This is a genomic window from Tissierella sp. P1, assembly GCF_002266425.1.
GTDB classification, from domain to species: domain Bacteria; phylum Bacillota; class Clostridia; order Tissierellales; family Tissierellaceae; genus Tissierella; species Tissierella carlieri.
Map to the genome: position 1 here is coordinate 1 of NZ_NPMN01000002.1, position 26,574 is coordinate 26,574.

Here is a 26,574-nt window from a genome sequence, read left to right on the forward strand (position 1 = left end):
AAATTTAAATATGATTAAAATGTATTTTAGAAGTGTATCGAAAGTGTATTAAAAGTGTTATACATATGGTACAATATAGTTAGTTAAAATATAGAAAAGCATTATGGGAGGTAGCAAAATGGAAATAGGAAAATTGCCTAATGATGTTTTGGAAAAAATAGTTTTATCAAATATAAAAAATAAAAGAGAAGAAGTATTAGTAAGGGCAGCAGTAGGGGAAGATAATGCTATTATTGATTTTGAAAATAATTTATGTGTAATGAGTACAGATCCTATTACAGGAGCAACTAAGGATATTGGGAGATTAGCTGTACATATTTCTTGTAATGATGTCTCAACTAGCGGTGCAGAGCCTATAGCAGTACTAATGACCATATTAGCACCACCCAATACCACAGAGAAAGATATAGAAAACATAATGAAGGAAGCAGGAGAAGTAGCAAAGGAAATAAATGTGGAAATTGTAGGTGGACATACGGAAATTACAGATGCAGTAAATAGAATAGTAATAAGTACAACTGTTATAGGGAAACAATCTAAAGAAAAGCTACCAAATTCAAAGAAAATAAAAATTGGGGATAAGGTATTAATTACTAAATATGCTGGGATAGAAGGAACATCTATAATCTCAAAGGAATTAGAAGATCAATTGATTGATAAAATAGGCAAAAATAAACTTGATGTGGCACAAAATATGGACAGCATGCTTAGTGTAGTCAAAGAAGGTATAATTTGTGGAGAAATTGGCGTTAGATATATGCATGATATTACTGAGGGAGGAGTTCTAGGGGCAATTTGGGAGGCTTCTAAGGCTACGGGAAAAGGAATAGAAATTTCGGAAGAATCTATACCAATTAAAGATGTAACTAGGGAGATTGCGGATATTATAGGTATAGATCCTTATAGATTAATATCTAGCGGTTCTATGTTGATTATAGCAGAGGATGAGAAGGTTTCAGTAATTAATGAAGAATTAAATAAGGTTGGAATTAAAGTTACAACTATAGGTAAGATAATAGAACAAGGTATTATACTAGATAAAAATGGAGAGAAAAGCATTATAGAGCCGCCAGAAGCTGATGAGTTATATAGGGCTTTATCACTTCATAAGTAATATTACATTATGGTTACAAAATTCGTAATTCGTTGACATAATAATTGACTAAATGATATAAATAAAATAGACAAACTTTATTAAGGGTGGAAGGACATAAGGAGGTAGATAAATGAAAAAGTGGAAGATAATGCTGTCCTTGTTTGTACTATTATTTTTATTTAGTCAAATAGGACATGCAGCCAGTAACAAGACAATTCAAGTAAGTATGAACGGTGCTAAAGTTTCTGTAACACAGGTACCCATCATTATGGACGGACAAGCAATAAATACTGAGTTTCCCTCCTTTGTTCATACCAATAGGACACTAGTACCTATTAGATTTGTATCAGAAAGCTATGGGGCGGAAGTTAGTTGGGATCAAAAAACTAAAACTGCTACAGTGGCCTATGGAAACAAGGAAGGAAAATTCACCATAGATAGCAATGTAGCTATAATAAATGGTGAAAAGAGAATATTAGATCAATATGCTATCCCAAGAATAGCAAGTCTAGGTGGTAGTAGCGGAAGAACCATGGTTCCGCTGAAGTTTGTTACAGAAATCTTCGGTTACGAAGTTGGCTGGGATAGTGCAAAAAATGCCCCTTACATTAACTCTAAGCAAGATACTAAGCCAGAAGTTCCGCAAGATGGATCAGGTATAATCAGTAATATTTCAGTGGGAAAGGGAAGTACAGATAAAAATAAACTGATTATAAATAGCAGCAAAAGTATTGATTATGAAACTATGTTTTTGCAAGATTCCAATAAGCTGATTATTGATATCAAAGACTCTAAATTATCATTGGAAAATACTAAAGATGCTGAAGGAACAATAGATGTAAAAGATAGTATTATTGAAAAGATTCAATACTCACAGTTTTCTAAAGAACCTAATATTACTAGAATAGTGGTAACATTAAATCAGATAGTAGAACATAATATTTTACTAACAAATGATGGAAAAGACATGGCAATATCTTTTGGTAATAAGGTAAAATCAATTACAAAAGAATTAATTGATGGTAAAGAAGCTATTGTAGTCCATGGTACATCTGAGGTTAAGGTTAATTTCATGAAACTTAAAAATCCAGAAAGAGTAGTAATAGATTTAATGGATTCTGTTTTAGAAGGAAGTACTTACTATAACTATGATTATGATTTAGGATTTGTAAAAGGAGTTAGAGTATCGCAGTTTAATGTTGATAATAACTATAGTCCTATGGATCAAATTGTTAGAATAGTTTTAGACGTAAAAGATGGAATATCAGATCCTAATGTAAAAGTGGATACCTATGGAGATAAGATAGTAATTTATCCTGAAAAATCTTTTTGGGAAAACATTTCTTATACTTCAGAAGGTGATAATAAAATTTTTACTATTAACAATCTTGTGGAAACAGATTACTCCGTAAACTATGAAACTGGAAACAAGTGGATACAAGTAACGATCCCGACAGATAATGTAGAATTAAATGAAGGGATAGTATCTATAAAAGATGGATTGATAGATGAAATTCAAGTTGTTAAAGATGAAATAGAGACTAGAGTTTTCATTAAATTTAGAAAGAGTATAGAATATGTTCTACTTTCCAGAGAGTCAGACAGTAAAGTATCTTTGATGATAATGAAGGATGAAAATGTAAAAACTTCTGACAGGCTTATTGTTATAGATGCTGGACATGGAGGCAAAGATCCAGGAGCTACATCTATAAACAAAAGGAGAGAAAAGGATTTAAATCTTAGCGTTTCACTGAAACTCAATGATGCACTCAAAGCTCAGGGATATAATACAATAATGACTAGAGATACAGATGAATTTATTGATTTATATGAAAGAGCTAGAATAGCAAATGATAATTATGCAGATGTTTTTGTAAGTATACATGGAAATTCTCATGATAATAAGTCTATTGCAGGAATTCAAGTATTATATTGTCCGGCAACTCAGTCAGAGAAAAAAGAAATAGATCAACATCCATTTGCTAAAATCATAATGGACGAGCTATTAAAGGCTACAGGAGCAGTAGATAAGGGTATAATTCAAAGACCTAATCTAGTAGTTCTTAGGGAAACTAAAATGCCTGCAGTCTTAGTAGAAACAGGATTTTTATCTAATTCAGCAGAAGAAAATCTTTTATTTACTGAAGAGTATCAATATAAAATAGTTAATGCCATAATAAAAGGAATAGAAAAATATTTTGAAATGTATTAATATAATAGGCAAGGGCAACCTTGCTTATTTATTTTTAGGGAGGAGAGAATTATGGAGTTATTATATGGATATTTATTTATTTTCTTTGCAAGGGTGGCAGATGTATCTTTAGCCACTATTAGGACACTTATGGTAGTACAGGGAAGAAGGTTACAAGCTGCATTAATTGGTTTTTTTGAGGTAAGCATTTATGTAACAGCATTGAGTAAAGTAGTTAGTAGCTTAGATAATCCTTTAAATCTTTTATCCTATGCACTGGGATTTGCTTGTGGTAATTATTTAGGAATTACAATAGAAAATAAAATCGCTTTAGGAAATTTGGCGACCCAAATTATTTTAAAAACATCAGATAATAAGGAATTAATTGAAATTCTTAGAGAGAATGGATTTGGAGTAACAGTTATAATAGGTCAAGGATTAGAAGGAAGTAAAGAAATATTAAATGTAGCAATAAACCGTAAAGATTTGACTAATTTAAAGAAAATAGTATATGAATACGATAAAAATGCATTTATTACTGTAAATAATATAAACCCTATTAGTGGTGGGTATTTTGCATCTAATAAAAAGTAAGAGATAAATTAATCATAGTCTGACAACTCTTCTAATATAATGTAATAGTATAATCTAGGAGGGTTGATGATGGTAAATAGGAGAATAATATTATTTGGACTAATAATAGTCTTAGGTCTAACGGTATTAAGTATTGGAAAAAACCTTATTAATAACAGGTTATCAGCTAAGGATGACGAAATACAAATCATTAGATCTGATGAAGAAGAAGTAGTCGTAGCTGAAGAAGAAGGCGTAAGAAAGACAGTTATGTATTTTAGAGATGCAGATGGATATTTAGTTCCTGTAATGCGAAAAATTCCTTGGGAGGAAGGAATTGCGAGGGTAACACTTAATAATATGATAGACAGTGCGGAACTTAGAGAAACTTTGAAGCCTACTGGTCTGTTACCAGTTATACCAGCAGGTACAGAGATTTTAGGAATGTCTATAAATGATGAAACTGGTCTGTGTAAGGTTGATTTTTCTGAGAATGCTTTAAATAATCAATCAGAAAAGGAAGAAGAAAGTTTTATTAAAGGTGTAGTATATACACTGACAGAGTTTCCAGCTATTAAAGAAGTTCAAATACTAGTCGGTGGAAAAGCACTACCTTCTTTAAACTATGGAGGGGATATTAGTAAGCCCCTAGCAAGAGAAAATATTAATTTAGTTGGCAAATTAGAAGATGGTCGTTCTAAAGTAGTCGTTTATTATAAGGGAATGAATAATGAAGAATTTGAATATTTTGTACCAGTAACGATACCTACTTTAGCACCAGTAGCAAATGTATATTCTGCATTGGATATTTTATTTGAAGGGCCACCACAGGATATTGGACTATTTTCAGATATCCCAAGAGATGTCATGCTTCATGGAGTAGAAGTAAAAGATGGTACTGCATATGTAGATATATCCTATGAGAGTTACTCAGATTCATCAGAAGATAAAACCTTTAGTGATATAGTAAAAAATATAGGTCTAACACTAAGTCAATTTGAAGAAATTGAGACCGTTGAGTTACTTATAGATGGAGAAACAATAAATACTACAATTCCAGTTTTTGCAAATGAATATTAATTTCAATTAACAGTTAACAAAGAACAATTACAAATTTAAATATTATCGTGGGGGAGAGCTAATATGCTCCCCTTTTCTTTTTTATTTATAGATAAAAAATTCTATATTTGATAAAATATAATAACAGAGTACAAGATCAGAAAAATAAAGGAGTATATAATTAATATGGAAAAAAGAAAACTTGTAGTATCAACAGGCAATCAACATAAAGTAGAAGAAATAAAAAATATACTGGAGGGTTTATCAATAGAAGTAGTTTCTAAAAAAGATGTAGGATTAGGTGATTTAGAAGTAATAGAAGATGGAGAAACCTTAGAAGAAAATAGTTTGAAAAAGGCTAAGGCTCTAGCTGAAAGGTTAGATTATATGGTTTTAGCAGATGATTCAGGATTATTTGTAGATATATTAAATGGAGAACCTGGAGTTTATTCTTCTAGATATGCAGGTGAAGAAGGAAATGATAAGAAAAATAATAATAAACTATTGGAAGAGTTGGAGGATATACCTTTGAAGGAGAGAAATGCTGAATTTAAGACAGTTATAGTATTAATTACTGAGGATAAGGAGAGCATAATAGTTTATGGAGAATGTAAGGGTAAGGTGGGATTTGAGCTAAAAGGTAAAAATGGATTTGGATATGATCCTTTATTTACTCCAGATGGATATGACAAAACCTTTGGAGAATTAGGAGAAGAAATAAAAAATAAAATAAGCCATAGAGCAAAAGCATTAGAAAATCTAAAGGAAGCTCTAAAGAATATATTAGAGGTAGATTAATATGAGAATAGCAGTAGTTAGTGACACCCATGGAAATAATAAGGGCATTATCGAAAAGTTATCAGAGATAGAAAAACCAGATATTTTATTTCACCTTGGAGATTATGTAACTGATGGTGTTGCAATATCTAAAGCACTAGGATTTGAAACTATAATAGTAAGGGGTAATGGAGATCATCTTCATACTGAATACAATGAAGATGAATTAGTGGAGATTAAAGGGAAGAAAATTTTTCTGACCCATGGACATAAATATAATGTGCAGAATGGAATAGTAAATTTATATTATAAAGGCTTGGAATTAGGATCTGATATAGTGTTATTTGGTCATATACATGTGCCTATTATAGAGAAGATAGAAAACATGATTATAATGAATCCAGGAAGCCCTTCCTTGCCCAGAAATGCCACAAAAATAAAAACTTTTGGCATCATAAACATTGGAAATACAATAGAAACGAAAATAATTGAAATAAATTAATAATATGCTATTGACTTTGTATTTAGAACCTGCTATAATTTTAAATTGTTAGCGAATAAAAGATTAAGTGATCACTGAGTATCGAACTATGCGGGTATAGCTCAGTGGTAGAGCACTGGCTTCCCAAGCCAGCTGCGAGGGTTCGATCCCCTTTACCCGCTCCAACTGTGAGAGCACCTATAGCTCAGTAGGATAGAGCAACGGACTTCTAATCCGTGTGCCGGGGGTTCGAATCCTCCTAGGTGCGCCAGCTTAATAATTTAAAATATGGTGGGTGTGGCCTAGTTGGTTATGGCGCCAGATTGTGGCTCTGGAGGTCGTGGGTTCGAATCCCATCATCCACCCCATATTAACATCGAAGTAATAAACCTAATTTTGCTGACAAAACAAATAATCATGAGCCATTAGCTCAGTCGGTATAAGTAGAGAACCAAAATCGTATTTTTCCATTTTGTGTGAATCACTTAATCCTTGACTAGTGAAACTAGTCAAAGTGATGACCTAACTTCTGCCGATAAAACAAATAATTATGATCCATTAGCTCAGTCGGTAGAGCACCTGACTTTTAATCAGGGTGTCCCGCGTTCGAGTCGCGGATGGATCACCACTAATGCCTTATAAAGGGCATATGCGGGAGTGGCGGAACTGGCAGACGCGCTAGACTTAGGATCTAGTGTCATTGACGTGGGGGTTCAAGTCCTCTTTCCCGCACCATACATAAAAATTGGCATGAGCCAATTTTTTATACGTAATATTAATATGCACCAGTAGCTCAATGGATAGAGCATCTGACTTCGGATCAGAGTGTTGGGGGTTCGAGTCCTCTCTGGTGTGCCAGATACAATGGCTAGAATATAAACATTCTAGCCTGTTTTTATAATGAATAGGAAATTTCTAATTTAATAGTCCATATCATTAGCTCTCCTTAGAATTTGCAAAATTTTTTTAAAACAATTATCTCATAAAAATTTACAGATAGATTTTATAGCTGCTTGTAGAGTTTTTATTGCTTATGATATGATGGATACATGTAACTAGAAATACAAATTGAAGGTTAAGGGAGGCAGCAATATGATATTATCAGATAAAACAATTAAAAAACTGCTAGATAATAAAGAGTTGGAAATCTATCCATTAGATGATATACAGATTCAACCTGCAAGTGTTGATATTCGTTTGGGTAATACATATACTATCGTGGAAGATACTTCTTCCAATATAATTCAGCTATCAGGTGAAATTAGGTATAAGACAATACAATCAGACAAATATCTCCTTATGCCTGGACAGTTTGTTTTGGCTACGACCATGGAATATTTTAAGTTGCCCAATAATATGACTGCATTTGTAGAAGGAAGAAGCTCAATTGGTAGATTGGGGTTATTTATCCAGAATGCGGGATGGGTAGATCCTGGATTTGAAGGAGAGATTACTTTGGAGGTATTTAATGCCAGTCGATGTGCCATTGAACTGCAAGCTGGCCGTCGTGTGGGGCAATTGGTGTTCGCACAGCTAGATCAAGATGCTGATAATCCATATCGAGGAAAATACCAGGGACAAAAGGGTGCGACGGGTTCCCGTATTTATTTGGATAATGAATTGCAGATTTAACTCAATTGTAAAATAAATATATAAGATTTATCACCAAATTTTTTCACTATTATTTCAGAAAGACTGCCACCTACAGATAAAAGTAATTTTATCTGTAGGTGGTTTTTGATTTACATGAAGATGCCTGAAACAAGTGATTTTATATTGCTGAGCACCTTGTCTTATATTGTCTTTCGGATTTTAGAATAGTGTTTTTGATACTTTTGATTTTACTCATACAATGATATAATTAATTTATATTATTTATGTAGTCTAGGGGGAGATAAAAGCATGAAACGGAAAAAGCTTCTTATAGGGGTAAATATACTTTTATTAATTTGGTTTTTCTTAGATATGATAGGAGTAACTTTTGACAACAAGGTTCTAGTCTCAAGGGCATGGAGAGATGATGGAATATTTTTTGTGATATATATTGTAGCTATTGTTTGGTTTTTGGTGAAAGAAAAGTCTGGAAAGTTTGTGCTAACTACATGGTTATCTATGTGGTTTGCAACGCAGCTTTATTCCCATTGGTATTTTACTATATTTGGACCTTGGGAAGGTAAAATTAGATATTTTGCTGATGCAGTTAAACTAATCCCATCGACAACTGTTTATATTCCTGATTTGTATCATATAGTTTTACATATACTTATTTTGATTGCACTTTATAGCACTATGATTTATAGTGTGAAATCATGTAAAGAATCAGTATGATAAATAAAAATTGAAAAAATTTAACAATCATATATTGCTATATGCTACAGATTGATTATTATCTAAAGGGAGAGAGTATATTGGTAAGAACAATGGATGTTGTTCCATATGATATGAAATGGTCTTTCTTATATGAGCAAGAAAAGTCAATATTAATAGAAATATTAAGTAAAATTATTTTAGATATTCAGCATTTTGGTTCTACAAGTGTTGTAGGTCTTTCAGCGAAGCCAATTATTGATATCATGATTTTGGTTAAGGACATTAATGATGTTGATAGATATAATTTATCTATGGAAAAAGTAGGATATATAGCAAAAGGTGAAAATGACATTCCGAATCGCAGATATTTTGTGAAAATGAAAAGTGATTATTCAGAAAAGCATACACACCATATTCATATATACGAAAAGGGAAATCAAAAGGCAGAAGAAGAGTTAATGTTTAGAGACTATCTTCGAATTGATAAAGATGCTTTTAATGAATATCAAGATTTAAAGCTTGAATTGTCTAAAAGATTCTATACAAATCCAACTGCATATACTGATGGAAAATCAGATTGCGTAAATCGGATTATGAACAAAGCGAAACTATATTATGGGAAATGATATTGATTTATGGAAATTATATTCATCTAATGTATCAAAAATAACCTTATACACATGTGTGTAAGACCATTATTTTGGAAATCTAAGGATAAAAATAATTAGCATTGTATTTATAAAATTTTACTGCTAAAATTGATATTATGAACTTATTTTCAAATGATAAAAAATTAATTGCTAATTATTAATTGGAGGTAAACAAATGAAAGAGCTAATATTTGGGCTTATTGGTGGAACGGCTTTATTGATGTATGGTGTTGACATGATGGGTGATGGTCTTGAAAAGGCTTCTGGAGAGACTATGAAAAAGATACTTACAGTATTAACTGGTAAGGTGTGGAGTGCCTTCTTAGTAGGTACTTTTGTAACAGCAATAGTTCAGAGTAGTACAGCAGTTACAGTATTAACTGTTGGTTTTGTTAATTCAGGCTTATGAAACTGCCCCAGGCTGTAGGTATTATCTATGGTGCTAATATTGGAACCACAATAACTGCTCAACTTATGGCATTTAGCTTTAAGTTTAAATTAACAGATATAGCTTTACCTGTATTGGGAATAGGTTTTGCAATTAATTATATTGCGAAAAATAAAAAGCTGAAAAATATTGGTCAGGCAATGATGGGTTTCGGAATGATGTTTTTAGGTCTTAAGATATTAAATGATGGAATTCCCTATATGCAACAAAGCGAATCTTTAAAACATTTTTTCGCTGAATATGCATCTATTCCAGTAGTCGGAGTAATTTTAGGAATAGTTGTAACTGCTATGGTACATAGTAGTGCTGCTACAGTTGGACTTGTAATGGTTCTTAGTCAAGCAGGGCTTTTAGACTTACAATCAGCAATTTGTATAATGCTGGGAGATAATATAGGTACATGTTTTACAGCACAGCTTGCAAGTATGACAGGGAACATAAATGCTAGAAGGACTGCATGGGCCCATACTCTTTATAATGTATTTGGAGTTGTATTAACTTGGATAACTTTACCATTATTTATGAAAATAGTAATATTTGCAACTGATTATTTACATGCTAATGCAGATATATCTGTATACATTGCAAACTCTCATACATTGTTTAATCTGTTAAGTGCTCTAATATTTCTACCTATTACAAAATACTATGTTGATTTTCTTTATAAAATTGTAAAGAGAAAAGGAGATCATAGTAATGGAAAAATATATTTAGATAAACTACTTCTAGACACACCAGTAGCGGCCTTAGAGGCATCAAGGTCTGAAATTATTAGGGGTACTGAGGTTTTGAAAGAAATGGTTTTAGATGTTATGGATATAGTGTATACAGATGATAGAAAGAAGATGACTGAGGTAGTAGATAATGAGGCAGATATAAATCAAATGCAAAAGGATTTAACAAGATATATAGTAGAAATCTCAAGAAGGGAATTGACTGAAAGTCAGTCTCTTATGGTTCCAGCTATGATAAGCAGTATTAACAATATCGAAAGATCAGGGGATAGAGTTATTGAAATATCTTCTTTATGTAATAAGAAGATAGATGGTAATCTTTCATTTACGGACAGTGCTATAAATGAATTAAAGGAACTAGAGAAAGTTGTTATTGAACTATTTAATAATACTATTATTGCCCTTAGAAAAAGAGACAATGAAATTATAAAAAGAATCGTTGAGTTAGAAGATAAAGTAGACGAAATGAGCGAAACTTTCCAAGAAAATCATATAAAAAGACTTAATGAAGGTACTTGCAATGTAGATTCGGGGGTACTCTTTATAGATATGATAGGTCATCTTGAAAGAATTGCAGATCATATATATAAAATAGCTATGTATACTAAAGATGAATTATTTGGAGATAAGAGAAAATATAATTAAAATAAACAACCAGTTGAATTTATCATTCAACTGGTTATTTTACTATATCTTAAAATCTTACAAATATTTTAGTCAGTAATACAATAAATGGGATAGCGATAATTGTTCTTTCTAGGAATATAATTAATAATTCTTTAAATTTCAGTGGTACTTTAGACTGAATTATTATTGTACCTACTTCTGTTAAATATATTATTTGAACTAAAGACAAAGCTCCTAGAATAAACTTAGTTTGAACTGATTCCATGGGAGCTAGTATCAAAGCAGGTATAAACATATCAGCAAATCCTACTAAAGCTGCAGGTGCAGCCTGAAAAGCCTGCTCTACTCCCAATAGATTTAAATAATAACCTATGGGATAGGATAATATTTTAAATACTGGAGTATATTCTACTAAAATTAAGGAGATTGTACCCCAAGATATTATTATAGGTGCTAAACCAAATATTACACTAAATAACATGTCATTTCCCTGAGTTACTATATCACTAAAATTTGAATTTTTAGCTCTCAAGGCTGCTGATTCTACTGCAAATTGGAACTTGGATTTTCCTTCTGGAACCTCTTCATTTACCATTTTCCCAGTTTCATCATTATAACTGTCTGGAACTTTATTTAGAGGTGGAATCCTAGGGGTTATAACTGCTAAAGCAAACCCTACTGCTGTAATAATAATATAAAAAGGTGTAAACAAATGTTGAACATCTAAAATAGAAGCAATAATATAGCAAAATGGTACAGAAACTAATGAGAAGTTTGTCATTATTATTGCGGCTTCCTTAGCCGAATAGTAACCTGTATTATATTGTTTTTCTGTTAATAATACTGCTGCATTTGATGCTCCTAACCAAGAGGTTATAAGGTCTACAGCAGAACGACCAGGTACTCTGAATAAGGGTCTAACAAAATCTTTAATGAGTATTCCTACAAACTCCATTATTCCGAAATCCGTTAATAAGGGCATAGTATAAGATATTACTATAAGTATTGATACTAATGATCTAGTTAAATCTACCATAGTACCACCCGTACTAGGTGAGATAATTTGCTCAGGTCCTATTTGGAAAAAAACAGCCAACATAATTATAGCTCCGAGTATTCTACTAATTAAGTATAGTGGAGTTGTAACTAATGTTCGTTTAAGCCATTTATGTTCTATTATAAATTTGGGTTTGAAAATAAAAGCCACCAAAGAAAAAAAGGCATTTACCGTTACTAAAAATAACATTATATGCATTGTATATTGATGGATATAGGATTTAACTAAGTCTATGATTATTCCTACTGGAATATTGAATCCATCTTGATACTTAATGGGAACTAAAAATAAAAATCCTCCTATTAACGATAGAATTGCGAACTTACTTATATTAGAATTACTTATATGTTTTTCCTTACAGTTATTCACAATATCACTCCCAATATATATTTTAATTATGAAATTAATCTAAATATGTGTTCTAGTATCTCTATACAAGTTGTAACTGTTCTTTCATTATCTTCATCAAGTAAAGGATTTAACTCTACAAAATCCATTGATGTTATAAATCCTTCTCCTAAGAATTTAGTGAAGACTTTCTTTCCCTCTTCTAAATTAAAGCCATTTTCTACAGCTGTACCAGTACCGGGAACAATTGACTTATCAAGAACATCAATATCAAAGCTTAGATGTACTCCATCTACATTAGAAAATTTAATCTTTTCTACTATTTCTTTTAATATATTATCAAGTCCCCTTTGTCTTACTGTATTCATAGTATATATATTGAGATTAAGCTCCTCAGCTAGATCAAATTCACCTGCATCAATATCTCTACCACCGAGAATATAGACATTTTCCGGTCTTACCTTTTGTCCATCATAGTAGATATTTGTCAAGGTATGATGTCCTATATTCATTGATGCTGCCAATGGCATACCATGGATATTGCCTGAAGGAGAAGTTTCATAGGTATTTATATCACCATGAGCATCTATCCAAATTACAGCCAGTTCTTTAAAATATTTACTTGCTCCAGCAATACTGCCGATGCCCAATGAATGGTCTCCGCCCATGACAAATGGAAGATAATCTGCATTTAAAGAACAATAAACCTGTTGAGATAGATTATTGCATATTTCAGCTATAGGATTTAGATATTTCATTTTTTCATGACCATTATATTTTTCCTTTGGAGAAATCTTCGGAATATGTATATCTCCCAAATCATATACAGTATGTCCAAATTTTTTAATTAATTCCACAATATTGTTTTCTCTAAGTTTAGATGGGCCATATTGTGCACCTTCTCTATCACATCCATAATTAATTGGTACACCTATCAAATTAATATTCATTAGTAAAAAACCTCCTATATAAATGGTGTGTAAGATTAATATTGATTAACTTATTTATTTATCCAATCGATGTCATCTAATATTTGAGGATTTCTAACATTATTTGGAAGACTTGAATTTAATATTTTTCCAGCTATTTCAGCTGTAATCCGTATTTGTGAATCTGAAGCTTCTTCTGATAAATAAGCAGAATGTGCAGTAACAATTGTATTAGGTAAGGCTATAATCATTTTGTCAATTTCTTTAGGAGGTTCATTTTCTAATACATCTAAACCCGCACCTTGGATATAATTGTTTTTGAGTGCTTCATAAAGATCTTCATGATTTACTAATCCTCCTCTTGCAGTATTGATTAAAAAAGATGTTGGCTTCATTTTTTTAAATACTTCTTTATTGATAATATTCTTTGTACTATCTAATAAAGGAGTGTGTAGTGATAAATAATCTGACTCTTTAAATAAAGTATCTAAATCAACTTTAGTTACATTTAATGATTTCATATCTTCTTCACTTACAAAAGGATCATATGAGATGATATTGGCACCGAAGCCACTTAACTTCCTAGATACAGCTTTAGGGATGCTGCCAAAACCAAATAATCCTACTGTACTATTTTCAAATCTCTTGATTTTTCCTAATATAGATAGATTCCAATTTCCATCCTTAACATAGGGAATCATAGAATAGAGTTTTTTATTACATCCTAACATCAGCATAAGTGCATGAGTAGCAACTTCATCTACACAGTAATCTACTACATTAGTGACTAATACTTTATTTCTAGTGGCAGCTTCTATATTTGCAGCATTGAATCCTGTACTAGCAGCACAATATGCTCTTAGATTTAATTTTTCATAAATCTCATCATCCATTTCTTGATCCCAAGAAATTAAGATTTCAACATCTTGGCATCTCTTAATTAATTCTTCCTTTTTTAAAACATTTTCGGATAAGAATAAAAATTCTATATTTTCATATTCTTCTTTGATGTATCTTTCCATTTTTTCTATATCTTCTTTATTCATGCCTGGTACGCCACATAAAGCTACTTTTTTCTTGATATTCATTAAATCACCTCTTATTTAAATATTTTCATTCTAGCTATTCTGTCAAAAGCTTCATTTATTTTATCTTCACCAACAGTCACTGCTATTCTTATATATCCTTCCCCATTATTACCAAAGGAAGTACCAGGAAGAACTAGGACATGGGCTTCTTCTAAGATTCTATTAGCTACTTCCTGAGAGGTTAATCCTGTAGCTTTTATATTTGGAAATAGATAGAATGTACCCTTAGGTGGTAGTATTGAAATATTCTTAAGTTGTTTTAGTCTTTCATATGCTGCAAAAGTTCTGGCTTTAAATTCTTTAATCATAGGTGGTTGAATTTCTTTTCTAAGTCCTATGGCATGTATTGCTGCTTGCTGAGAAATTGAAGGAGCAGTAAAAACATTATTCTCATTTATATCCTTGATTATATTTATAATATAAGGTTCAGCAAGGACATATCCAATTCTCCAACCTGTCATTGCATAGTCCTTAGAAAAAGATCCAATTGTAATAGTTCTCTCTCTCATACCTTCGAGGCTAGTAATAGGTATAAAAGGTTCCTCATAGCTAAATATGGTGTATATATCATCTGATATTATTAATAAATCATATTTCTTAGCAATAGCTGCTATATCTTCCAATGTTTTTTTAGTTAGGCAAGTGCCAGTTGGATTATTCGGTGTATTTATTATGATGGCTTTTGTTCTATTTGTTATTAAACCTTCTAATCTATCTATGTTAAGTTGAAAATCTTCTTCTTCAAAGGTCTCTAAAAATACTGGTATACCCCTTGCTAATTTCACTTGCTGTGGATATGGTGTAAAATATGGCGATGGTATTATGACCTCGTCACCATCATCTAAAATAGCCTCTAATGTTAACCACATTGCATGGCAACCAGATGTAGTTATCATACATTCTTCTTTTACTAATTTGTAACTATATTCCTCATCATAAAAATTACAAATAACTTCTCTAAGTTCTCGTACACCATAGAAATCTGTATAATGGGTATGACCGTTTAATGCATCTTCAAAAGCTTTTTTTATAATCCTTTCATCTGTAGTAAGGTCTGGATCTCCAAGACTAAAGTTAATTAGGTCATGATACTTTCCTAATGCACTTGTGCTTTCTCCCATGGGTGTAGATATGGAATTCCAATATCTTTTTGAAATATAAGAACTTTTCAAGTCAATCACTCCTCTAATGTTTTATTTTATGAAACGGCGTTTCAAGATTGACTTGATTATATATTAAATCACAAGAAAATTCAATATATTTTTTAAATTTAAATTATTATTTTAAATTAATGTAAAATTTTTCCTCATATGATATAATTTATTGACAACATTTTTAGTAAAGGAGAATTTTATGGAAAATGACAATAGCTATATAATTCCAATGATAGATAGAGCTTTTGAAATAATAAATTTTATGTATAATTCTACTGACAAAGTAGGTATTTCTCAAATATCTCAGGAATTAGAGCTTCCAAAGGCAACTGTCTATAGAATATTATTTACATTGAGTAAATGGGGATTTGTAGAAAAAAGTGATGCTGATAAATATTTCTTAGGTAAGTCCTTTATCAAATATGGTTCAAAAGTAAAATCAGATATTGATATTTCAACAATTGCCACTCCTTATATTGATTCCTTGGCAAAGGAAGTGGGAGAAAGTGTAAATCTAGGTATTCCATATGAAGATTTTGTCATGACTGTATATAATGCAAAAGGTGAAGATTTTTATCTAGTATCAAAGCTTATACCTGTGAGTCCATTAAATTGTTCTGCCATGGGGAAACTATATCTTTCCCGATATTCAGATGAAGAACTGAGACAATATTTTAATAGTAATAAACCACAATCAAGAACTATAAATTCAATAGTTGAGCTAGAGAAATTTTTAGAGTTAAAAGAGAATATAGAAAATGAAGGAGTTTCATATGATAAAGAGGAGTACGAATATGGACTTACATGTATTGCAGCTCCTATAAAGGATTCTGAAGAGAGTATAGTAGCTGCGGTTAGTATTTCAGGGCCAACTTCAAGATTAGATTATAAAGGATTTGATTATCTAAAAGACAATTTACTTAAAACTGTAACAGAGATTGAAAAATCTTGGAATTATCTATATTAAAGTTAAGATAGCTAAAGAAATTAGTCACCTAGGTATTATGATAGGTGACTTTATTATAGGGCATACTAATGAATAATTAAAATTATTTTAGCTATCAAAGGAGAGATTCTATTGCTTGATATAGTTTTATTAGGGAGTGGAGGTGGAATGCCTATGCCCAATAGGTTTTTATCCTCTATGATTATAAGTTATAAGGGGAGAAAAATCCTCATTGATTGTGGAGAAGGAACTCAAGTAGCCATGAGGAATTTTAAAACAGGATTTAAATCTATTGATATAATATGTATAACCCATTTTCATGGAGATCATATATTTGGATTACCGGGGCTTCTTTCAACTATTGGCAATAGTAATAGGACTGAACCTATTATTATAATAGGGCCTAAGGGGACTGAATACGTACTAAGAGGGCTTATGTCATCCATGCCCTATCTCCCCTATAGTATAGATATAATAGAAAATCCTAGGACTTCTTTAGGTATTAATATATTGGCTGAGAGCATGGAAATAAGACAAGATAGTAAAGGATATTCTAATGATGATATTATTATTTCTACCTTAGAGCTAGACCATTCATCTCCATGTATAGGTTATAGTTTTTACGTAACAAGGAAACCTAAGTTTTATCCAGAGAAAGCGAGGTTGAATCAAGTACCTAAGGAGATATGGGGAAGGCTTCAAGAAGGTGAGAGTGTAATATACAACGAAAAAAAATATATTCCCAACATGGTACTGGGAGAGGACAGAAAAGGAATAAAATTGAGTTATATAACTGATACAAGGTCAATAGATACAATTCCAAATTTTATAAATGAAAGTAATTTATTTATATGTGAGGGAACCTATGGTGATGATGAAGATTTGGAAAAGGCTATAAAGAATAAACATATGACTTTTAGTGAAGCAGCAGAACTAGCTCGTGAAGGAAGGTAGAAGAACTTTTGCTTACTCATTTTAGTGCCTCTATTGATGAACCAGAGCTATATAAGTCAAATGCTCTTCGAGTATTTGAAAATACAACTATAGGATATGATGGATTTACTAAGATGTTGATGTTTCCTAAGGAGTAATAGAATCAAGTATAGATACAATATAAAAATTGTGATATTATTATATATATTTATTACATATAAATGGAGTGATATATATGAAATTTGATAAATATGTAGCAGCAGGTAATGACTTTATCTTATTCAATGGGATAAAAGATACTCAAAAAGATTATAATGAATTAGCTTTAAGAGTCTGTAATAGACATTTTGGTATTGGCGCAGATGGTATTATGGTATGTAAGAAAAGTAATATAGCAGATATAAAGATGCTTTATTATAATTCAGACGGTTCTCAAGGAGAAATGTGTGGTAATGGGATCAGATCCTTTACTAAGTATATTTATGATTATGATATATTTAAAAAGAAAATTATTTCTATAGAAACTTTAGCAGGCATAAAATATATTACAATAGAGACGGATGAATCAGGAAAGGCAAATATGATTAAAGTAGATATGGGAGAACCTATATTTGAAGGAAGTAGAGTTCCAATAACGATGGATAAAGAAAAGGTTATAGAAGAAATAATATCCATAGACGGAGAAGACTATAAATTTTCTGCATTAACAGTAGGCGTACCTCACGTAGTTATTTTTGTAGAAGATATAAAGTCAATTGATATAAATGATTTAGGAAAAAAGATAGAAAATTATCCATTGTTCCCTAAAAAAACCAATGTAAACTTTGTGAAAATCATTGATTATGGCAATATAAATATTTATACTTGGGAGAGAGGGGCTGGTAGAACCTTAGGATGTGGTACAGGTTCTTGTGCTTCTGTAGTTGTAGGAAATCTTCTGCATAAGCTAGGTAACAAAGTTAATGTAAATACTGAAGGTGGTAGTTTAATTGTAGAATTAGAGGAAAATTATAAAATTTTCATGACTGGTAGTGCAACTCATATAGCTAGTGGAGAATTTGTAAATGAATTAAACAAATAAAATATTAAGGGGGTCCGACATGGGAAAGAAAAAAAGCAATATTTGGAAAAATTATAAATTTCCATTAATATTACTATCTTCAATTATTTTAGGTAGTATTATTGGTCTGGTTTTAGGAGAAAAGGCTACAGTTCTAAAACCTTTAGGAGATATTTTCCTAAATTTAATGTTTACAATTGTAGTGCCGTTAGTATTTTTAACTATTTCATCTGCTGTATCCAGTATGGTGGATATGAAAAGACTTGGAAAAATTATTGGAAATATGCTTTTAGTTTTTATAATTACAGGAATTATTGCATCAATTATAATGATTACTACAGTTAAGATTTTTCCACCAGCTCAAGGAGTTAATATTGAATTATCCGAGGCTGAAGATATAGAGCCACTAAGCACAGGCGATCAGATAGTTGCAGCCTTAACAGTGACGGATTTCCCATTGCTGATTTCTAGAAAAAATATGCTCCCACTGATTATATTCTCTATTTTCTTCGGAATATGTGTAAGTCTTTTAGGAGAGAAGACAAAAAAACTTGGGGAAACTCTTAATATTTTATCAGAAGTATTTTTAAAGATGGTTTCAATTATAATGTATTATGCACCAATAGGGCTTGGAGCCTACTTTGCTGCACTAATAGGTGATTTTGGTCCTGAACTACTTGGTTCCTATGCCAGAGCAATGATAGTATATTATCCAATTTGTATAGCATACTTCTTTGTAGCATTTTTCGTTTATTCATATTATGCAGGAGGCAAAGACGGAGTAAGAATTTACTTTAAAAATATATTTCCTGTAGTTATTACATCATTGGCGACTCAATCTAGTATAGCAACTCTTCCTGTAAATTTAGAAACAACAGAAAAAATGGGTGTGCCAAAGGATATAAGAGATATTGTATTACCTATAGGAGCTACAGCTCATATGGATGGTTCTTGTTTATCAGCAATACTAAAGATATCCTTCTTATTTGGAATATATGGCAAACCTTTCATGGGTATGAGTACTTATGTAACTGCTATAATTATATCTGTATTATCTGGGGTAGTAATGTCAGGAGTTCCAGGTGGAGGATTAATAGGTGAAATGCTCATAGTAAATCTATATGGTTTTCCAATGGAAGCGTTTCCTATAATAGCAACTATAGGGTATCTTGTAGACCCGCCAGCAACGATGATAAATGTAACTGGAGATACAGTTGCAGCAATGATGGTGACTAGAATATTAGAAGGAAAAGATTGGCTAAAGAAAAAATTAACTATAAGAGCTTAATCAATATAGACATATTTGATTGAAAAGATAAGTAATTAAGTTTACTTATCTTTTTTTGTTATAACAAATAGGAAAGTTCTATTTTTTATTAATATAAACCTGACTTTAAGTGATTTTCAATAAAGGCTTTTTATACTTTGACGAGGCCTTTGTTATATTGTATAATGTGTATGGGTTTAATTTGAAAATTGTATGGATTTAATTTTAACTATCTCGAAAGAGTTTATATAATAAACAAAAAAATAAATGAGGAGGAATGGCTAATTGGATTTGCTTTTTAAGCTTGGTATAATAATTTTAGTAGGTATTGTGGGAGGAAGAGTAGCTAATTATTTTAAGCTTCCTAATGTATCAGGGTACATAGTTGCTGGTTTAATAATTGGACCATCATTTATCAACTTAGTAAATTTAACTGATATTGAATCTTTTAACATTATTAATGAAATGGCTTTAGCAGCTATTGCATTTTCCATTGGAAATGAATTTTTAATAAAGGATATGAAAAAAGTAGGAAAAGATGTATTATTAATAACAATAGCTGAAGTAATAGGAGCCTTTACTGTGGTTTTTTTAATGATGTATTTTCTACTTAATCAAACTATAGAGTTTAGTCTGATGATAGCTAGTATGTCTGCTGCAACTGCACCAGCAGGTATTGTAATGGTTATTAGAGAGTTAAAGGCAAATGGACCTTTAACTAAAACTATTCTGCCGATAGTGGCTCTTGATGATGCTGTAGGTATTATGGTATTTGGTGTTTGTTTATCATTGGCAAAGATGTTCTCAGGGGTGGCGCAGTACTCAATAGTACAAATTATTATGAATCCCTTATTGGAAATAATGGGTTCTATTCTATTGGGATTTGTAATAGGTGTAGTAATGGCTTATGTAGTAAAGAAAGCAAAACATAATGAAGAATTGCTCATTATGACCATAGGATTTATTTTACTGAGCACTGGAGCTGCTAATTATTTTAATGTTTCTCCTTTACTTACATGTATGATGGTAGGAGCTACTTTAGTTAATTTAAAACGAAATGCACATAGAGTATTTAATGAAATTAATGAATTTACTCCGCCTGTTAATCTTTTGTTTTTCACTATTGCCGGAGCCAGTTTAAATATTAAGGTATTGTTTACCGTAGGAATATTAGGGATCGGATATATTATAGCCAGAGCAACTGGTAAATATATAGGGGCAACTTTGGGGGCAAAAGCAGTAGGTTCTGAGGAAAAAATAGTTAAGTATTTGGGTATGAGCTTACTTACTCAAGGTGGAATTTCCATAGGATTATCTATGGTGGTTAGAAAGGAATTGCCCCATCTTAGTGATGGTATAATTACAGTAATATTATTTAGTGTATTAGTATATGAAATAGTAGGACCAATATTAGCCAAAATTGCAATTACAAAGGCCGGAGAAGTAGATGGTATGTCAAGAAAAAAGAGTAAGAGGCAAATAACAGCTTAAACTGGAAAGGATAGGTGAGAATATGAATATTTTATTTTTAGTCCTTAATGAAGTTGAATATTTAGATGAAATTCTAGATGCATTTGTAGATGTGGGTGTAAGGGGAGCTACTATATTAGATAGTCAAGGTATGGGAAGTGCATTAACTAATGGCGGTAAGGATCTACCATTTTTTGGAGCATTAAGAAACTTGCTTGATGATTCGAGACCATATAATAAAACCATATTTACTGTTATTGAAGATGAAAATGTATTAAATGATGCTGTTAAGGCTGTTAAGGAAATATTAGGAGACATGGAAAAGCCTGGAGTAGGATTGATGTTTACTTTACCAGTTGGAAAAATCTATGGAATGAGAGATTAATAGGAATATCCTCTTTATTATAATCATAAAATCATATAAAGATGCAATTCGGGGAGGGGGCTCAATTGTTCAATGATTTTATGAGTGTGGATATTTTAAGGACCTTTGTAGGTCTGACGACTGCGGTGACAGTCATAGTCCAATTTACTAAATCCATAGTAAAAAAGAAATTCGGAGATTCAATGGTGAGATTATATGCATTTGTTGTAGCTTTGATACTTACTTTTATATTTGCAAGAAGTTCTAATGGCATTCAAGGGATAATTGTTTCAATCATCAATGCACTTATGATAACGGCGGCCAGTATGGGAGGATACGAGGTTTTATCAGATCCCATGGCACAAAAAATTAGAAGGTAGAATAAGGATACCTCAGACTATAAAAGAGTCGAGGTATCTTTATATATTATTTATATATTTAACTATTCTATCTAAAGATTGCTCTGGTTTTATCCATAAATCTGGAGAAAGCCCTAAACCATCAATATTAGTAAAATTTTTATTTAAATATATCTTATGAGATATATTTATAGGTATATTAGAATTTGGAAGATAAGTAGAGTTACAGTTTCCTGTCAGCATACAACCATTTGTATTAGTTCCGACTATAGTTACGTTATCTAATTTTTTTAAATAATAGGTAAAAAATTCTGCAGCAGAAGATGTATTTTTATCTACTAGTATAAATATATTTGCTTTATTTTCCACAGGTCTAAAATCTTCATATTCTATAGGACTCCAACCTGGATAATATTCTTCATCTTCATAACTAGATATTTTTTCTAGACATTTATCCTTCACATCATCAGGTTCATTTTTCTTTGATTCAAATTTATCTTTAGATAGACTAATGCTTGTATTCGTATATAGGCCTGACTCAACTATATCTTTTCTAAGCTTTGTTCCAGTAAAGCCTTCATACCATTCCTCCATACTAATTAAGCTGCCGCCATTGTTATTTCGTAAATCTATAATTATATTATCCTTTTCTTTTAACTTCTTACTATCTTCTATAAAATCCTCAATAGTATTATCTTCAGGAGTAACCCTACATAAACAATTTACTTCCAATATAGGAATATTATCTATTTCATAATATCTATAGCTATTAGTCTTATCTTTTGCTACTGGCAGATATTCAAATAGACTTACATTTTCTTTTCTTGTATATCCATTAGATTCCAATAGAAGTTGTAGAGATATTGAAACATCATTTGTATCGGATAGAATTCCAAGTTTATATACTATATTACCATCCTCGTCCAAGGATTTTTTAATATAATCTCAAGGTTCTTTGTCATTGATACTTTTAAGATAAAATAATGTGTCATCTATAATAGTATAAAAGCCAATACCATCCTTATGAAATGTAAATTTTCTGCTACTAAAATATTTAGTATAATTACATAGCTTATAATTTCCTATGTCAAAATGAGCATCTTGTATGAAATTAAGCTCTGAATAGATAATATCTAGAAATTTGTCTACGCATATATCATCACCATCTAAGGCTATTACAGACCAGAGAATATTTTCTTTAGCAGAGATGAAGGTGTTATCTCCTCCAAAAAATTCATAGCCCGAATAACCAAATTTTAACAAGCTAAATAAGTATTCTACATCTTCAACTGCTTTATCTTTGTCTATAGAAGATAGATATTCACAGGGATTATTATCATTTTTATGAATTATTACAGGTAGTTCATCGGTGAAATCATTATATTTATAAAGAAAGTTGTTAAATTGGGATTTTATTTCAGACAAGTATTTATTGTCGAGCTTGATATATTTAATATTGAAACTGAGTACAACAATAGCTAATATAATTAGAAATATAGATAAAAGTTTTATCTTATTCATAAAATCACCTCATTGAAAAGGAAAACTTTCTATTAGCTTTGTTAAAATAGAATATCCTATAAGTTATTATATTCACAAATAGACAACCTTGTCAATGGATTTACAAATTAATAGGACTTAATAAAAAATGGGTCTATAGCTGATTTTCTTACTAAATTTGCTAGAAGTGTGATATATTAGTAGAAAAGGATAGTAAATAGTGAATTTACGGAGGTATTATAGAATGAATAAAATTATTGGATTTATAGGATGCGGAAATATGGCAAAGGCAATGATAGGAGGCTGATAAAATCAAATTTAATTGCACCAGAAAGAATAATAGTGTCAGCGAAAACCAAAGAAACTTTAGAAAAAGTAGAAAAGGATTATGGAATTAATGTTACTTTAGATAATAAAAAAGTTGCTAGAGAATCAGATTATTTAATATTAGCAGTAAAGCCTTATATGCATGAATTAGTATTGGAAGAAATAAAGAATGAGATAGAGGAAAGAGTTATAGTTATTACTATAGCGGCAGGTATTAGCATAGATTATATGAAGAAGAATTTGGGTAAAGATATATTAGTAGTTAAAGCTATGCCTAATACCCCAGCCATGGTAGGAGAAGGAGTAACAGCTTTATCCTTTGATGATAGAATAATAGATGAGGAGATGAGAGAAGAAATTATAAGTATATTTAATAGTTTTGGAAGAACTGAGATTTTGGATGAAAACTTAATGGATGGATTCACTGCTCTTTGTGGTTCTTCTCCTGCGTATGTATATATGATGATAGAAGCCATGGCTGATGGAGGAGTACTGCAAGGTATACCAAGGAAACAAGCATATAAGATGGCAGCTCAAGCGGTACTTGGTGCAGCTAAGATGGTTTTGGATACAGAAATTCACCCAGGTGAATTAAAAGATAATGTATGCTCCCCTAAGGGAACAACAATAGAAGCAGTAGCCAAATTAGAGGAGATGGGGTTTAGGTCTGCAATTATTGAAGCAATGAGGGTATGTGCAGAAAAATCAAAAAAAATCAGTGAATAGTGAATAGTGAAAGTGAATAGTGAATAGTGAATAGGTAAAAGTAGTGAATAGTTAAGAGCGAATAATTAATAGTTGAAAAGATTAAAAGACTTCATAGCTTTTAAGTTCTAAACTATTCACTATTCACCATTAGTTATTAGTTGAATTTAACTATTCACTTTTAGTTATTAATTATTCACTAAAAAGGGGGTTGAAAAATGAATGGTAAGTATTTTTGGGGTATTATTCTAATATTAATTGGTGCAGGGTTTTTGTTAGATCAGTTTGCTATTATCTCTTTTGGTGAGATATTTAGTCTTTATTGGCCTAGTATATTAATTTTAGTAGGCTTATTAGGATTTTTAGATAGAAAATCATCTAAATTTGGTAATACAATAATGATAATTATAGGTGCAATGATTCAAATTGATAGATTAGATTTAGTAGATATAAATCTTTATAGATTAATAGGTCCTATTGTATTAATTTTAGTAGGACTGAAAATTATTTTTTCTAGAAGTGGATTTGTAGAAATCACAACTGGCAATGATTCAAGCGAATCTAGTCATAATTCATGGAGTTCAAACAGAAATATAACATTAGAAGATACCATTGATGCCTTTGTAATGATGTCTGGGATAGAAACAAATAATCAATCACAAGAGTTTAAGGGAGGCAGAGCTACTGCTGTAATGGGTGGTATTGACATAGATCTAAGAGGGGCAAAGCTCTATAACAATGAGGCTCATATAGAAGTAAATGCTATAATGGCAGGAGTAGAAATTTTTGTACCAGATGGCTGGAGAGTTGAAGTAACAGGCTTTCCTTTACTAGGAGGATGGAGTAATAAAACAAGATATAATGGAGATCCAGATGCACCTTTATTGAAAATTAAATGTTTTGTCATGTTTGGTGGAATGGATATAAAATAAGCCTAAAGAGGCTTATTTTTTTGTTGCCAGGGGAATCATAAAATTCTAATAAATAACTCTTGACATATAAAGAAACTTAGTGTACTATGTAATTAATACACTAAGACAATAATGAGTGAGGTGAAATAAATGATATTTAATGATAATTTACCAATTTATACTCAGATTATGAATTTGATTAAAAAGAGAATAGTAGTAGGGGAATTAAAGGGGGGAGACAAATTGCCATCAGTTAGAGAATTATCTACAGAACTTAAAGTAAATCCAAATACTATACAAAGATCTTATCAAGAACTTGAAAGAGAAAATCTAGTATTTACGCAAAGAGGTATGGGTACATTTGTTATAGAGGACAAAGGAGTAATAAAAGATTTAAAAAGGAATATGGCTTCAAATGTGATAAAGTCTTTTATTACAGATATGAAATCCTTAGGATTTACTCCAGAGGAAATTATAGAGTTAATTAATGAAAGTGCAAGGGAGGCGAAATAATGGAAAATATTATAGAAATCAAAGGACTTACTAAATCTTATTTTAATAAAAAGGCATTAAATAATGTATCTTTAGATATTAAAAAAGGAAAAGTTGTTGGGATACTAGGACCTAACGGTAGTGGAAAAACCACTATGATAAAAATTATTACAGGTATACTTCGAGAATCTAAAGGTGAGATACTAATAGATGGAAAGAGACCAGGAGTCTATACGAAATCCATAGTATCCTATTTACCAGATAGAAATTTTCTATACAACTGGATGAATATACAAGAAGCTATTAATTTTTAAAAGACTTTTATAATGATTTTGATGAAAATAAAGCTTATGAATTATTAAAATTTATGAAATTAGATAGAAATATGAAGATAAATTCCCTTTCTAAAGGGATGACAGAAAAACTAAATCTTACTTTAGTCTTATCAAGAAATGCTAAAGTATATGTGTTGGATGAACCTATTGCAGGAGTAGATCCAGTAGCTAGAGATCAGATACTCGATGCAATAATAAAGAATTATAATGAAGAAAGTACAATGCTTATTACCACTCATTTAGTTAGAGATATGGAAAATATTTTTGATGATGTAGTGTTTCTGAGAGAAGGAGAAGTTTATTTAGAAGGCAATGCTGAAACTTTAAGAGAAGAAAAAGGTATGCAAATAGATGACCTTTATAAAGAAATATTTGGAGAATAG

Annotated in this window: 29 protein-coding genes, 6 tRNA genes and 1 pseudogene; 30 read left to right on the plus strand and 6 right to left on the minus strand. The window is 31.1% G+C overall.

Annotation, left to right across the window (positions count from 1 at the left end; translation table 11 throughout):
* Positions 1 to 118: 118 nt before the first annotated feature.
* The 17 genes and pseudogenes from CIW83_RS01515 to CIW83_RS23495 all read left to right on the plus strand — a co-directional run bounded on the left by CIW83_RS01515 (position 119) and on the right by CIW83_RS23495 (position 10,964).
* Positions 119 to 1,114 carry an AIR synthase family protein gene (locus CIW83_RS01515; protein ID WP_094898914.1) on the plus strand — a complete coding sequence of 332 codons (996 nt, stop codon included), beginning with the start codon at positions 119 to 121 and terminating at the stop codon, positions 1,112 to 1,114.
* 112 nt (positions 1,115 to 1,226) lie between these two features.
* Entirely contained in the window at positions 1,227 to 3,308 is a 2,082-nt protein-coding gene (locus CIW83_RS01520; RefSeq protein WP_094898915.1) for an N-acetylmuramoyl-L-alanine amidase family protein, read from the plus strand.
* A gap of 51 nt (positions 3,309 to 3,359) precedes the next feature.
* Positions 3,360 to 3,881 carry a DUF2179 domain-containing protein gene (locus CIW83_RS01525; protein ID WP_201259633.1) on the plus strand — a complete coding sequence of 174 codons (522 nt, stop codon included), beginning with the start codon at positions 3,360 to 3,362 and terminating at the stop codon, positions 3,879 to 3,881.
* Positions 3,882 to 3,950: 69 nt separating this feature from the next.
* Positions 3,951 to 4,940 (plus strand): GerMN domain-containing protein, encoded by a 990-nt coding sequence (locus CIW83_RS01530; protein WP_158219979.1) that lies wholly within the window; start codon positions 3,951 to 3,953, stop codon positions 4,938 to 4,940.
* 165 nt (positions 4,941 to 5,105) lie between these two features.
* Entirely contained in the window at positions 5,106 to 5,717 is a 612-nt protein-coding gene (locus tag CIW83_RS01535; RefSeq protein WP_094898918.1) for an XTP/dITP diphosphatase, read from the plus strand.
* A gap of 1 nt (position 5,718) precedes the next feature.
* Positions 5,719 to 6,198, plus strand: coding sequence for a metallophosphoesterase (locus tag CIW83_RS01540; protein WP_094898919.1), 480 nt, complete (start codon positions 5,719 to 5,721; stop codon positions 6,196 to 6,198).
* A gap of 90 nt (positions 6,199 to 6,288) precedes the next feature.
* A tRNA-Gly gene (locus tag CIW83_RS01545) sits at positions 6,289 to 6,362 on the plus strand.
* A gap of 9 nt (positions 6,363 to 6,371) precedes the next feature.
* Positions 6,372 to 6,448, plus strand: a tRNA-Arg gene (locus CIW83_RS01550).
* A 20-nt stretch (positions 6,449 to 6,468) separates the two neighbouring features.
* Positions 6,469 to 6,545 (plus strand) — tRNA-His (locus CIW83_RS01555).
* A gap of 184 nt (positions 6,546 to 6,729) precedes the next feature.
* Positions 6,730 to 6,805 (plus strand) — tRNA-Lys (locus tag CIW83_RS01560).
* Positions 6,806 to 6,828: 23 nt separating this feature from the next.
* Positions 6,829 to 6,912, plus strand: a tRNA-Leu gene (locus tag CIW83_RS01565).
* A 47-nt stretch (positions 6,913 to 6,959) separates the two neighbouring features.
* Positions 6,960 to 7,035, plus strand: a tRNA-Arg gene (locus CIW83_RS01570).
* 210 nt (positions 7,036 to 7,245) lie between these two features.
* Complete coding sequence (gene dcd, locus CIW83_RS01575; protein ID WP_201259634.1) at positions 7,246 to 7,809, plus strand: dCTP deaminase; 564 nt, start codon at positions 7,246 to 7,248, stop codon at positions 7,807 to 7,809.
* Between the two features lie 270 nt (positions 7,810 to 8,079).
* Positions 8,080 to 8,505, plus strand: coding sequence for a hypothetical protein (locus CIW83_RS01580; RefSeq protein WP_094898921.1), 426 nt, complete (start codon positions 8,080 to 8,082; stop codon positions 8,503 to 8,505).
* Positions 8,506 to 8,585: 80 nt separating this feature from the next.
* Positions 8,586 to 9,113, plus strand: coding sequence for a GrpB family protein (locus CIW83_RS01585; protein ID WP_094898922.1), 528 nt, complete (start codon positions 8,586 to 8,588; stop codon positions 9,111 to 9,113).
* Positions 9,114 to 9,375: 262 nt separating this feature from the next.
* Positions 9,376 to 10,181, plus strand: a pseudogene (locus CIW83_RS23490) (Na/Pi cotransporter family protein); the annotation flags it as partial.
* 192 nt (positions 10,182 to 10,373) lie between these two features.
* Positions 10,374 to 10,964, plus strand: coding sequence for a PhoU domain-containing protein (locus tag CIW83_RS23495; protein WP_255374253.1), 591 nt, complete (start codon positions 10,374 to 10,376; stop codon positions 10,962 to 10,964).
* A gap of 49 nt (positions 10,965 to 11,013) precedes the next feature.
* On the opposite strand, the gene CIW83_RS01600 is transcribed toward CIW83_RS23495, so the two are convergent.
* Genes CIW83_RS01600 through CIW83_RS01615 form a run of 4 tightly spaced genes read right to left on the minus strand, consistent with a single transcriptional unit; the run spans position 11,014 to position 15,540 of the window.
* On the minus strand, positions 11,014 to 12,372 hold the full coding sequence (locus tag CIW83_RS01600) for a YjiH family protein (RefSeq protein ID WP_094898925.1): 1,359 nt from the start codon (positions 12,370 to 12,372) through the stop codon (positions 11,014 to 11,016).
* Positions 12,373 to 12,398: 26 nt separating this feature from the next.
* A complete protein-coding gene (gene rocF, locus CIW83_RS01605) occupies positions 12,399 to 13,301 on the minus strand; it encodes an arginase (RefSeq protein ID WP_094898926.1) in 903 nt (300 codons plus the stop codon).
* Positions 13,302 to 13,351: 50 nt separating this feature from the next.
* Positions 13,352 to 14,368, minus strand: a complete 1,017-nt coding sequence (locus tag CIW83_RS01610; RefSeq protein ID WP_094898927.1) for a C-terminal binding protein — start codon at positions 14,366 to 14,368, stop codon at positions 13,352 to 13,354.
* Between the two features lie 11 nt (positions 14,369 to 14,379).
* On the minus strand, positions 14,380 to 15,540 hold the full coding sequence (locus CIW83_RS01615) for a pyridoxal phosphate-dependent aminotransferase (RefSeq protein WP_094898928.1): 1,161 nt from the start codon (positions 15,538 to 15,540) through the stop codon (positions 14,380 to 14,382).
* A gap of 181 nt (positions 15,541 to 15,721) precedes the next feature.
* On the opposite strand from CIW83_RS01615, the gene CIW83_RS01620 reads away from it, so the two are divergent.
* The 8 genes from CIW83_RS01620 (at position 15,722) to CIW83_RS01650 (ending at position 21,942) form a co-directional block, all read left to right on the plus strand.
* Positions 15,722 to 16,489 carry an IclR family transcriptional regulator gene (locus CIW83_RS01620; protein ID WP_094898929.1) on the plus strand — a complete coding sequence of 256 codons (768 nt, stop codon included), beginning with the start codon at positions 15,722 to 15,724 and terminating at the stop codon, positions 16,487 to 16,489.
* Between the two features lie 111 nt (positions 16,490 to 16,600).
* Positions 16,601 to 17,422, plus strand: a complete 822-nt coding sequence (locus CIW83_RS01625) for a ribonuclease Z (protein ID WP_235601190.1) — start codon at positions 16,601 to 16,603, stop codon at positions 17,420 to 17,422.
* A gap of 8 nt (positions 17,423 to 17,430) precedes the next feature.
* Entirely contained in the window at positions 17,431 to 17,559 is a 129-nt protein-coding gene (locus CIW83_RS24155) for a hypothetical protein (RefSeq protein WP_255374248.1), read from the plus strand.
* Positions 17,560 to 17,636: 77 nt separating this feature from the next.
* The gene (gene dapF / locus CIW83_RS01630; protein WP_094898930.1) at positions 17,637 to 18,482 is read left to right on the plus strand and encodes a diaminopimelate epimerase; all 846 of its coding nucleotides are present in this window, start codon (positions 17,637 to 17,639) and stop codon (positions 18,480 to 18,482) included.
* A gap of 19 nt (positions 18,483 to 18,501) precedes the next feature.
* Entirely contained in the window at positions 18,502 to 19,749 is a 1,248-nt protein-coding gene (locus CIW83_RS01635; RefSeq protein WP_094898931.1) for a dicarboxylate/amino acid:cation symporter, read from the plus strand.
* Between the two features lie 264 nt (positions 19,750 to 20,013).
* A complete protein-coding gene (locus CIW83_RS01640; RefSeq protein WP_094898932.1) occupies positions 20,014 to 21,219 on the plus strand; it encodes a cation:proton antiporter in 1,206 nt (401 codons plus the stop codon).
* A 22-nt stretch (positions 21,220 to 21,241) separates the two neighbouring features.
* Positions 21,242 to 21,583 carry a hypothetical protein gene (locus CIW83_RS01645; RefSeq protein ID WP_094898933.1) on the plus strand — a complete coding sequence of 114 codons (342 nt, stop codon included), beginning with the start codon at positions 21,242 to 21,244 and terminating at the stop codon, positions 21,581 to 21,583.
* A 65-nt stretch (positions 21,584 to 21,648) separates the two neighbouring features.
* Positions 21,649 to 21,942: a hypothetical protein gene (locus tag CIW83_RS01650; protein WP_201259635.1), complete on the plus strand. Its 294-nt coding sequence runs from the start codon at positions 21,649 to 21,651 to the stop codon at positions 21,940 to 21,942.
* Between the two features lie 39 nt (positions 21,943 to 21,981).
* On the opposite strand, the gene CIW83_RS01655 is transcribed toward CIW83_RS01650, so the two are convergent.
* Together CIW83_RS01655 and CIW83_RS01660 are read right to left on the minus strand one after the other, a co-directional pair.
* Positions 21,982 to 22,848 carry a S41 family peptidase gene (locus tag CIW83_RS01655; RefSeq protein WP_158219980.1) on the minus strand — a complete coding sequence of 289 codons (867 nt, stop codon included), beginning with the start codon at positions 22,846 to 22,848 and terminating at the stop codon, positions 21,982 to 21,984.
* An 18-nt stretch (positions 22,849 to 22,866) separates the two neighbouring features.
* Complete coding sequence (locus CIW83_RS01660) at positions 22,867 to 23,442, minus strand: hypothetical protein (RefSeq protein ID WP_094898936.1); 576 nt, start codon at positions 23,440 to 23,442, stop codon at positions 22,867 to 22,869.
* A gap of 249 nt (positions 23,443 to 23,691) precedes the next feature.
* Between CIW83_RS01660 and proC the strand changes: the two genes are divergently transcribed.
* The 5 genes from proC to CIW83_RS23505 all read left to right on the plus strand — a co-directional run bounded on the left by proC (position 23,692) and on the right by CIW83_RS23505 (position 26,574).
* Complete coding sequence (gene proC / locus CIW83_RS01665; protein ID WP_235601191.1) at positions 23,692 to 24,474, plus strand: pyrroline-5-carboxylate reductase; 783 nt, start codon at positions 23,692 to 23,694, stop codon at positions 24,472 to 24,474.
* Between the two features lie 197 nt (positions 24,475 to 24,671).
* Positions 24,672 to 25,385 (plus strand): LiaI-LiaF-like domain-containing protein, encoded by a 714-nt coding sequence (locus CIW83_RS01670; RefSeq protein WP_094898937.1) that lies wholly within the window; start codon positions 24,672 to 24,674, stop codon positions 25,383 to 25,385.
* A 129-nt stretch (positions 25,386 to 25,514) separates the two neighbouring features.
* Positions 25,515 to 25,877 carry a GntR family transcriptional regulator gene (locus tag CIW83_RS01675; protein ID WP_094898938.1) on the plus strand — a complete coding sequence of 121 codons (363 nt, stop codon included), beginning with the start codon at positions 25,515 to 25,517 and terminating at the stop codon, positions 25,875 to 25,877.
* Complete coding sequence (locus CIW83_RS23500; RefSeq protein WP_235601192.1) at positions 25,877 to 26,170, plus strand: ATP-binding cassette domain-containing protein; 294 nt, start codon at positions 25,877 to 25,879, stop codon at positions 26,168 to 26,170. Before CIW83_RS01675 ends, CIW83_RS23500 begins: the two co-directional genes overlap by 1 nt.
* A gap of 53 nt (positions 26,171 to 26,223) precedes the next feature.
* Positions 26,224 to 26,574 (plus strand): hypothetical protein, encoded by a 351-nt coding sequence (locus CIW83_RS23505; protein WP_235601193.1) that lies wholly within the window; start codon positions 26,224 to 26,226, stop codon positions 26,572 to 26,574.

What these genes read in the sequence shown, in the direction of transcription:
- CIW83_RS01620 (WP_094898929.1), top strand. Translation starts at nt 15,722, where the DNA reads ATGGAAAATGACAATAGCTATATAATTCCAATGATAGATAGAGCTTTT.
- dapF (WP_094898930.1), top strand. Translation starts at nt 17,637, where the DNA reads ATGAAATTTGATAAATATGTAGCAGCAGGTAATGACTTTATCTTATTC.
- CIW83_RS01645 (WP_094898933.1), top strand. Translation starts at nt 21,242, where the DNA reads ATGAATATTTTATTTTTAGTCCTTAATGAAGTTGAATATTTAGATGAA.
- CIW83_RS01580 (WP_094898921.1), top strand. Translation starts at nt 8,080, where the DNA reads ATGAAACGGAAAAAGCTTCTTATAGGGGTAAATATACTTTTATTAATT.
- CIW83_RS01520 (WP_094898915.1), top strand. Translation starts at nt 1,227, where the DNA reads ATGAAAAAGTGGAAGATAATGCTGTCCTTGTTTGTACTATTATTTTTA.
- CIW83_RS23505 (WP_235601193.1), top strand. Translation starts at nt 26,224, where the DNA reads ATGAAATTAGATAGAAATATGAAGATAAATTCCCTTTCTAAAGGGATG.
- CIW83_RS01535 (WP_094898918.1), top strand. Translation starts at nt 5,106, where the DNA reads ATGGAAAAAAGAAAACTTGTAGTATCAACAGGCAATCAACATAAAGTA.
- CIW83_RS01660 (WP_094898936.1), bottom strand. Translation starts at nt 23,442, where the DNA reads ATGAATAAGATAAAACTTTTATCTATATTTCTAATTATATTAGCTATT.
- CIW83_RS01540 (WP_094898919.1), top strand. Translation starts at nt 5,719, where the DNA reads ATGAGAATAGCAGTAGTTAGTGACACCCATGGAAATAATAAGGGCATT.
- CIW83_RS01525 (WP_201259633.1), top strand. Translation starts at nt 3,360, where the DNA reads ATGGAGTTATTATATGGATATTTATTTATTTTCTTTGCAAGGGTGGCA.
- CIW83_RS01635 (WP_094898931.1), top strand. Translation starts at nt 18,502, where the DNA reads ATGGGAAAGAAAAAAAGCAATATTTGGAAAAATTATAAATTTCCATTA.
- CIW83_RS01530 (WP_158219979.1), top strand. Translation starts at nt 3,951, where the DNA reads ATGGTAAATAGGAGAATAATATTATTTGGACTAATAATAGTCTTAGGT.
- CIW83_RS01515 (WP_094898914.1), top strand. Translation starts at nt 119, where the DNA reads ATGGAAATAGGAAAATTGCCTAATGATGTTTTGGAAAAAATAGTTTTA.
- proC (WP_235601191.1), top strand. Translation starts at nt 23,692, where the DNA reads ATGCGGAAATATGGCAAAGGCAATGATAGGAGGCTGATAAAATCAAAT.
- CIW83_RS01670 (WP_094898937.1), top strand. Translation starts at nt 24,672, where the DNA reads ATGAATGGTAAGTATTTTTGGGGTATTATTCTAATATTAATTGGTGCA.
- CIW83_RS23500 (WP_235601192.1), top strand. Translation starts at nt 25,877, where the DNA reads ATGGAAAATATTATAGAAATCAAAGGACTTACTAAATCTTATTTTAAT.
- CIW83_RS01675 (WP_094898938.1), top strand. Translation starts at nt 25,515, where the DNA reads ATGATATTTAATGATAATTTACCAATTTATACTCAGATTATGAATTTG.
- CIW83_RS01610 (WP_094898927.1), bottom strand. Translation starts at nt 14,368, where the DNA reads ATGAATATCAAGAAAAAAGTAGCTTTATGTGGCGTACCAGGCATGAAT.
- rocF (WP_094898926.1), bottom strand. Translation starts at nt 13,301, where the DNA reads ATGAATATTAATTTGATAGGTGTACCAATTAATTATGGATGTGATAGA.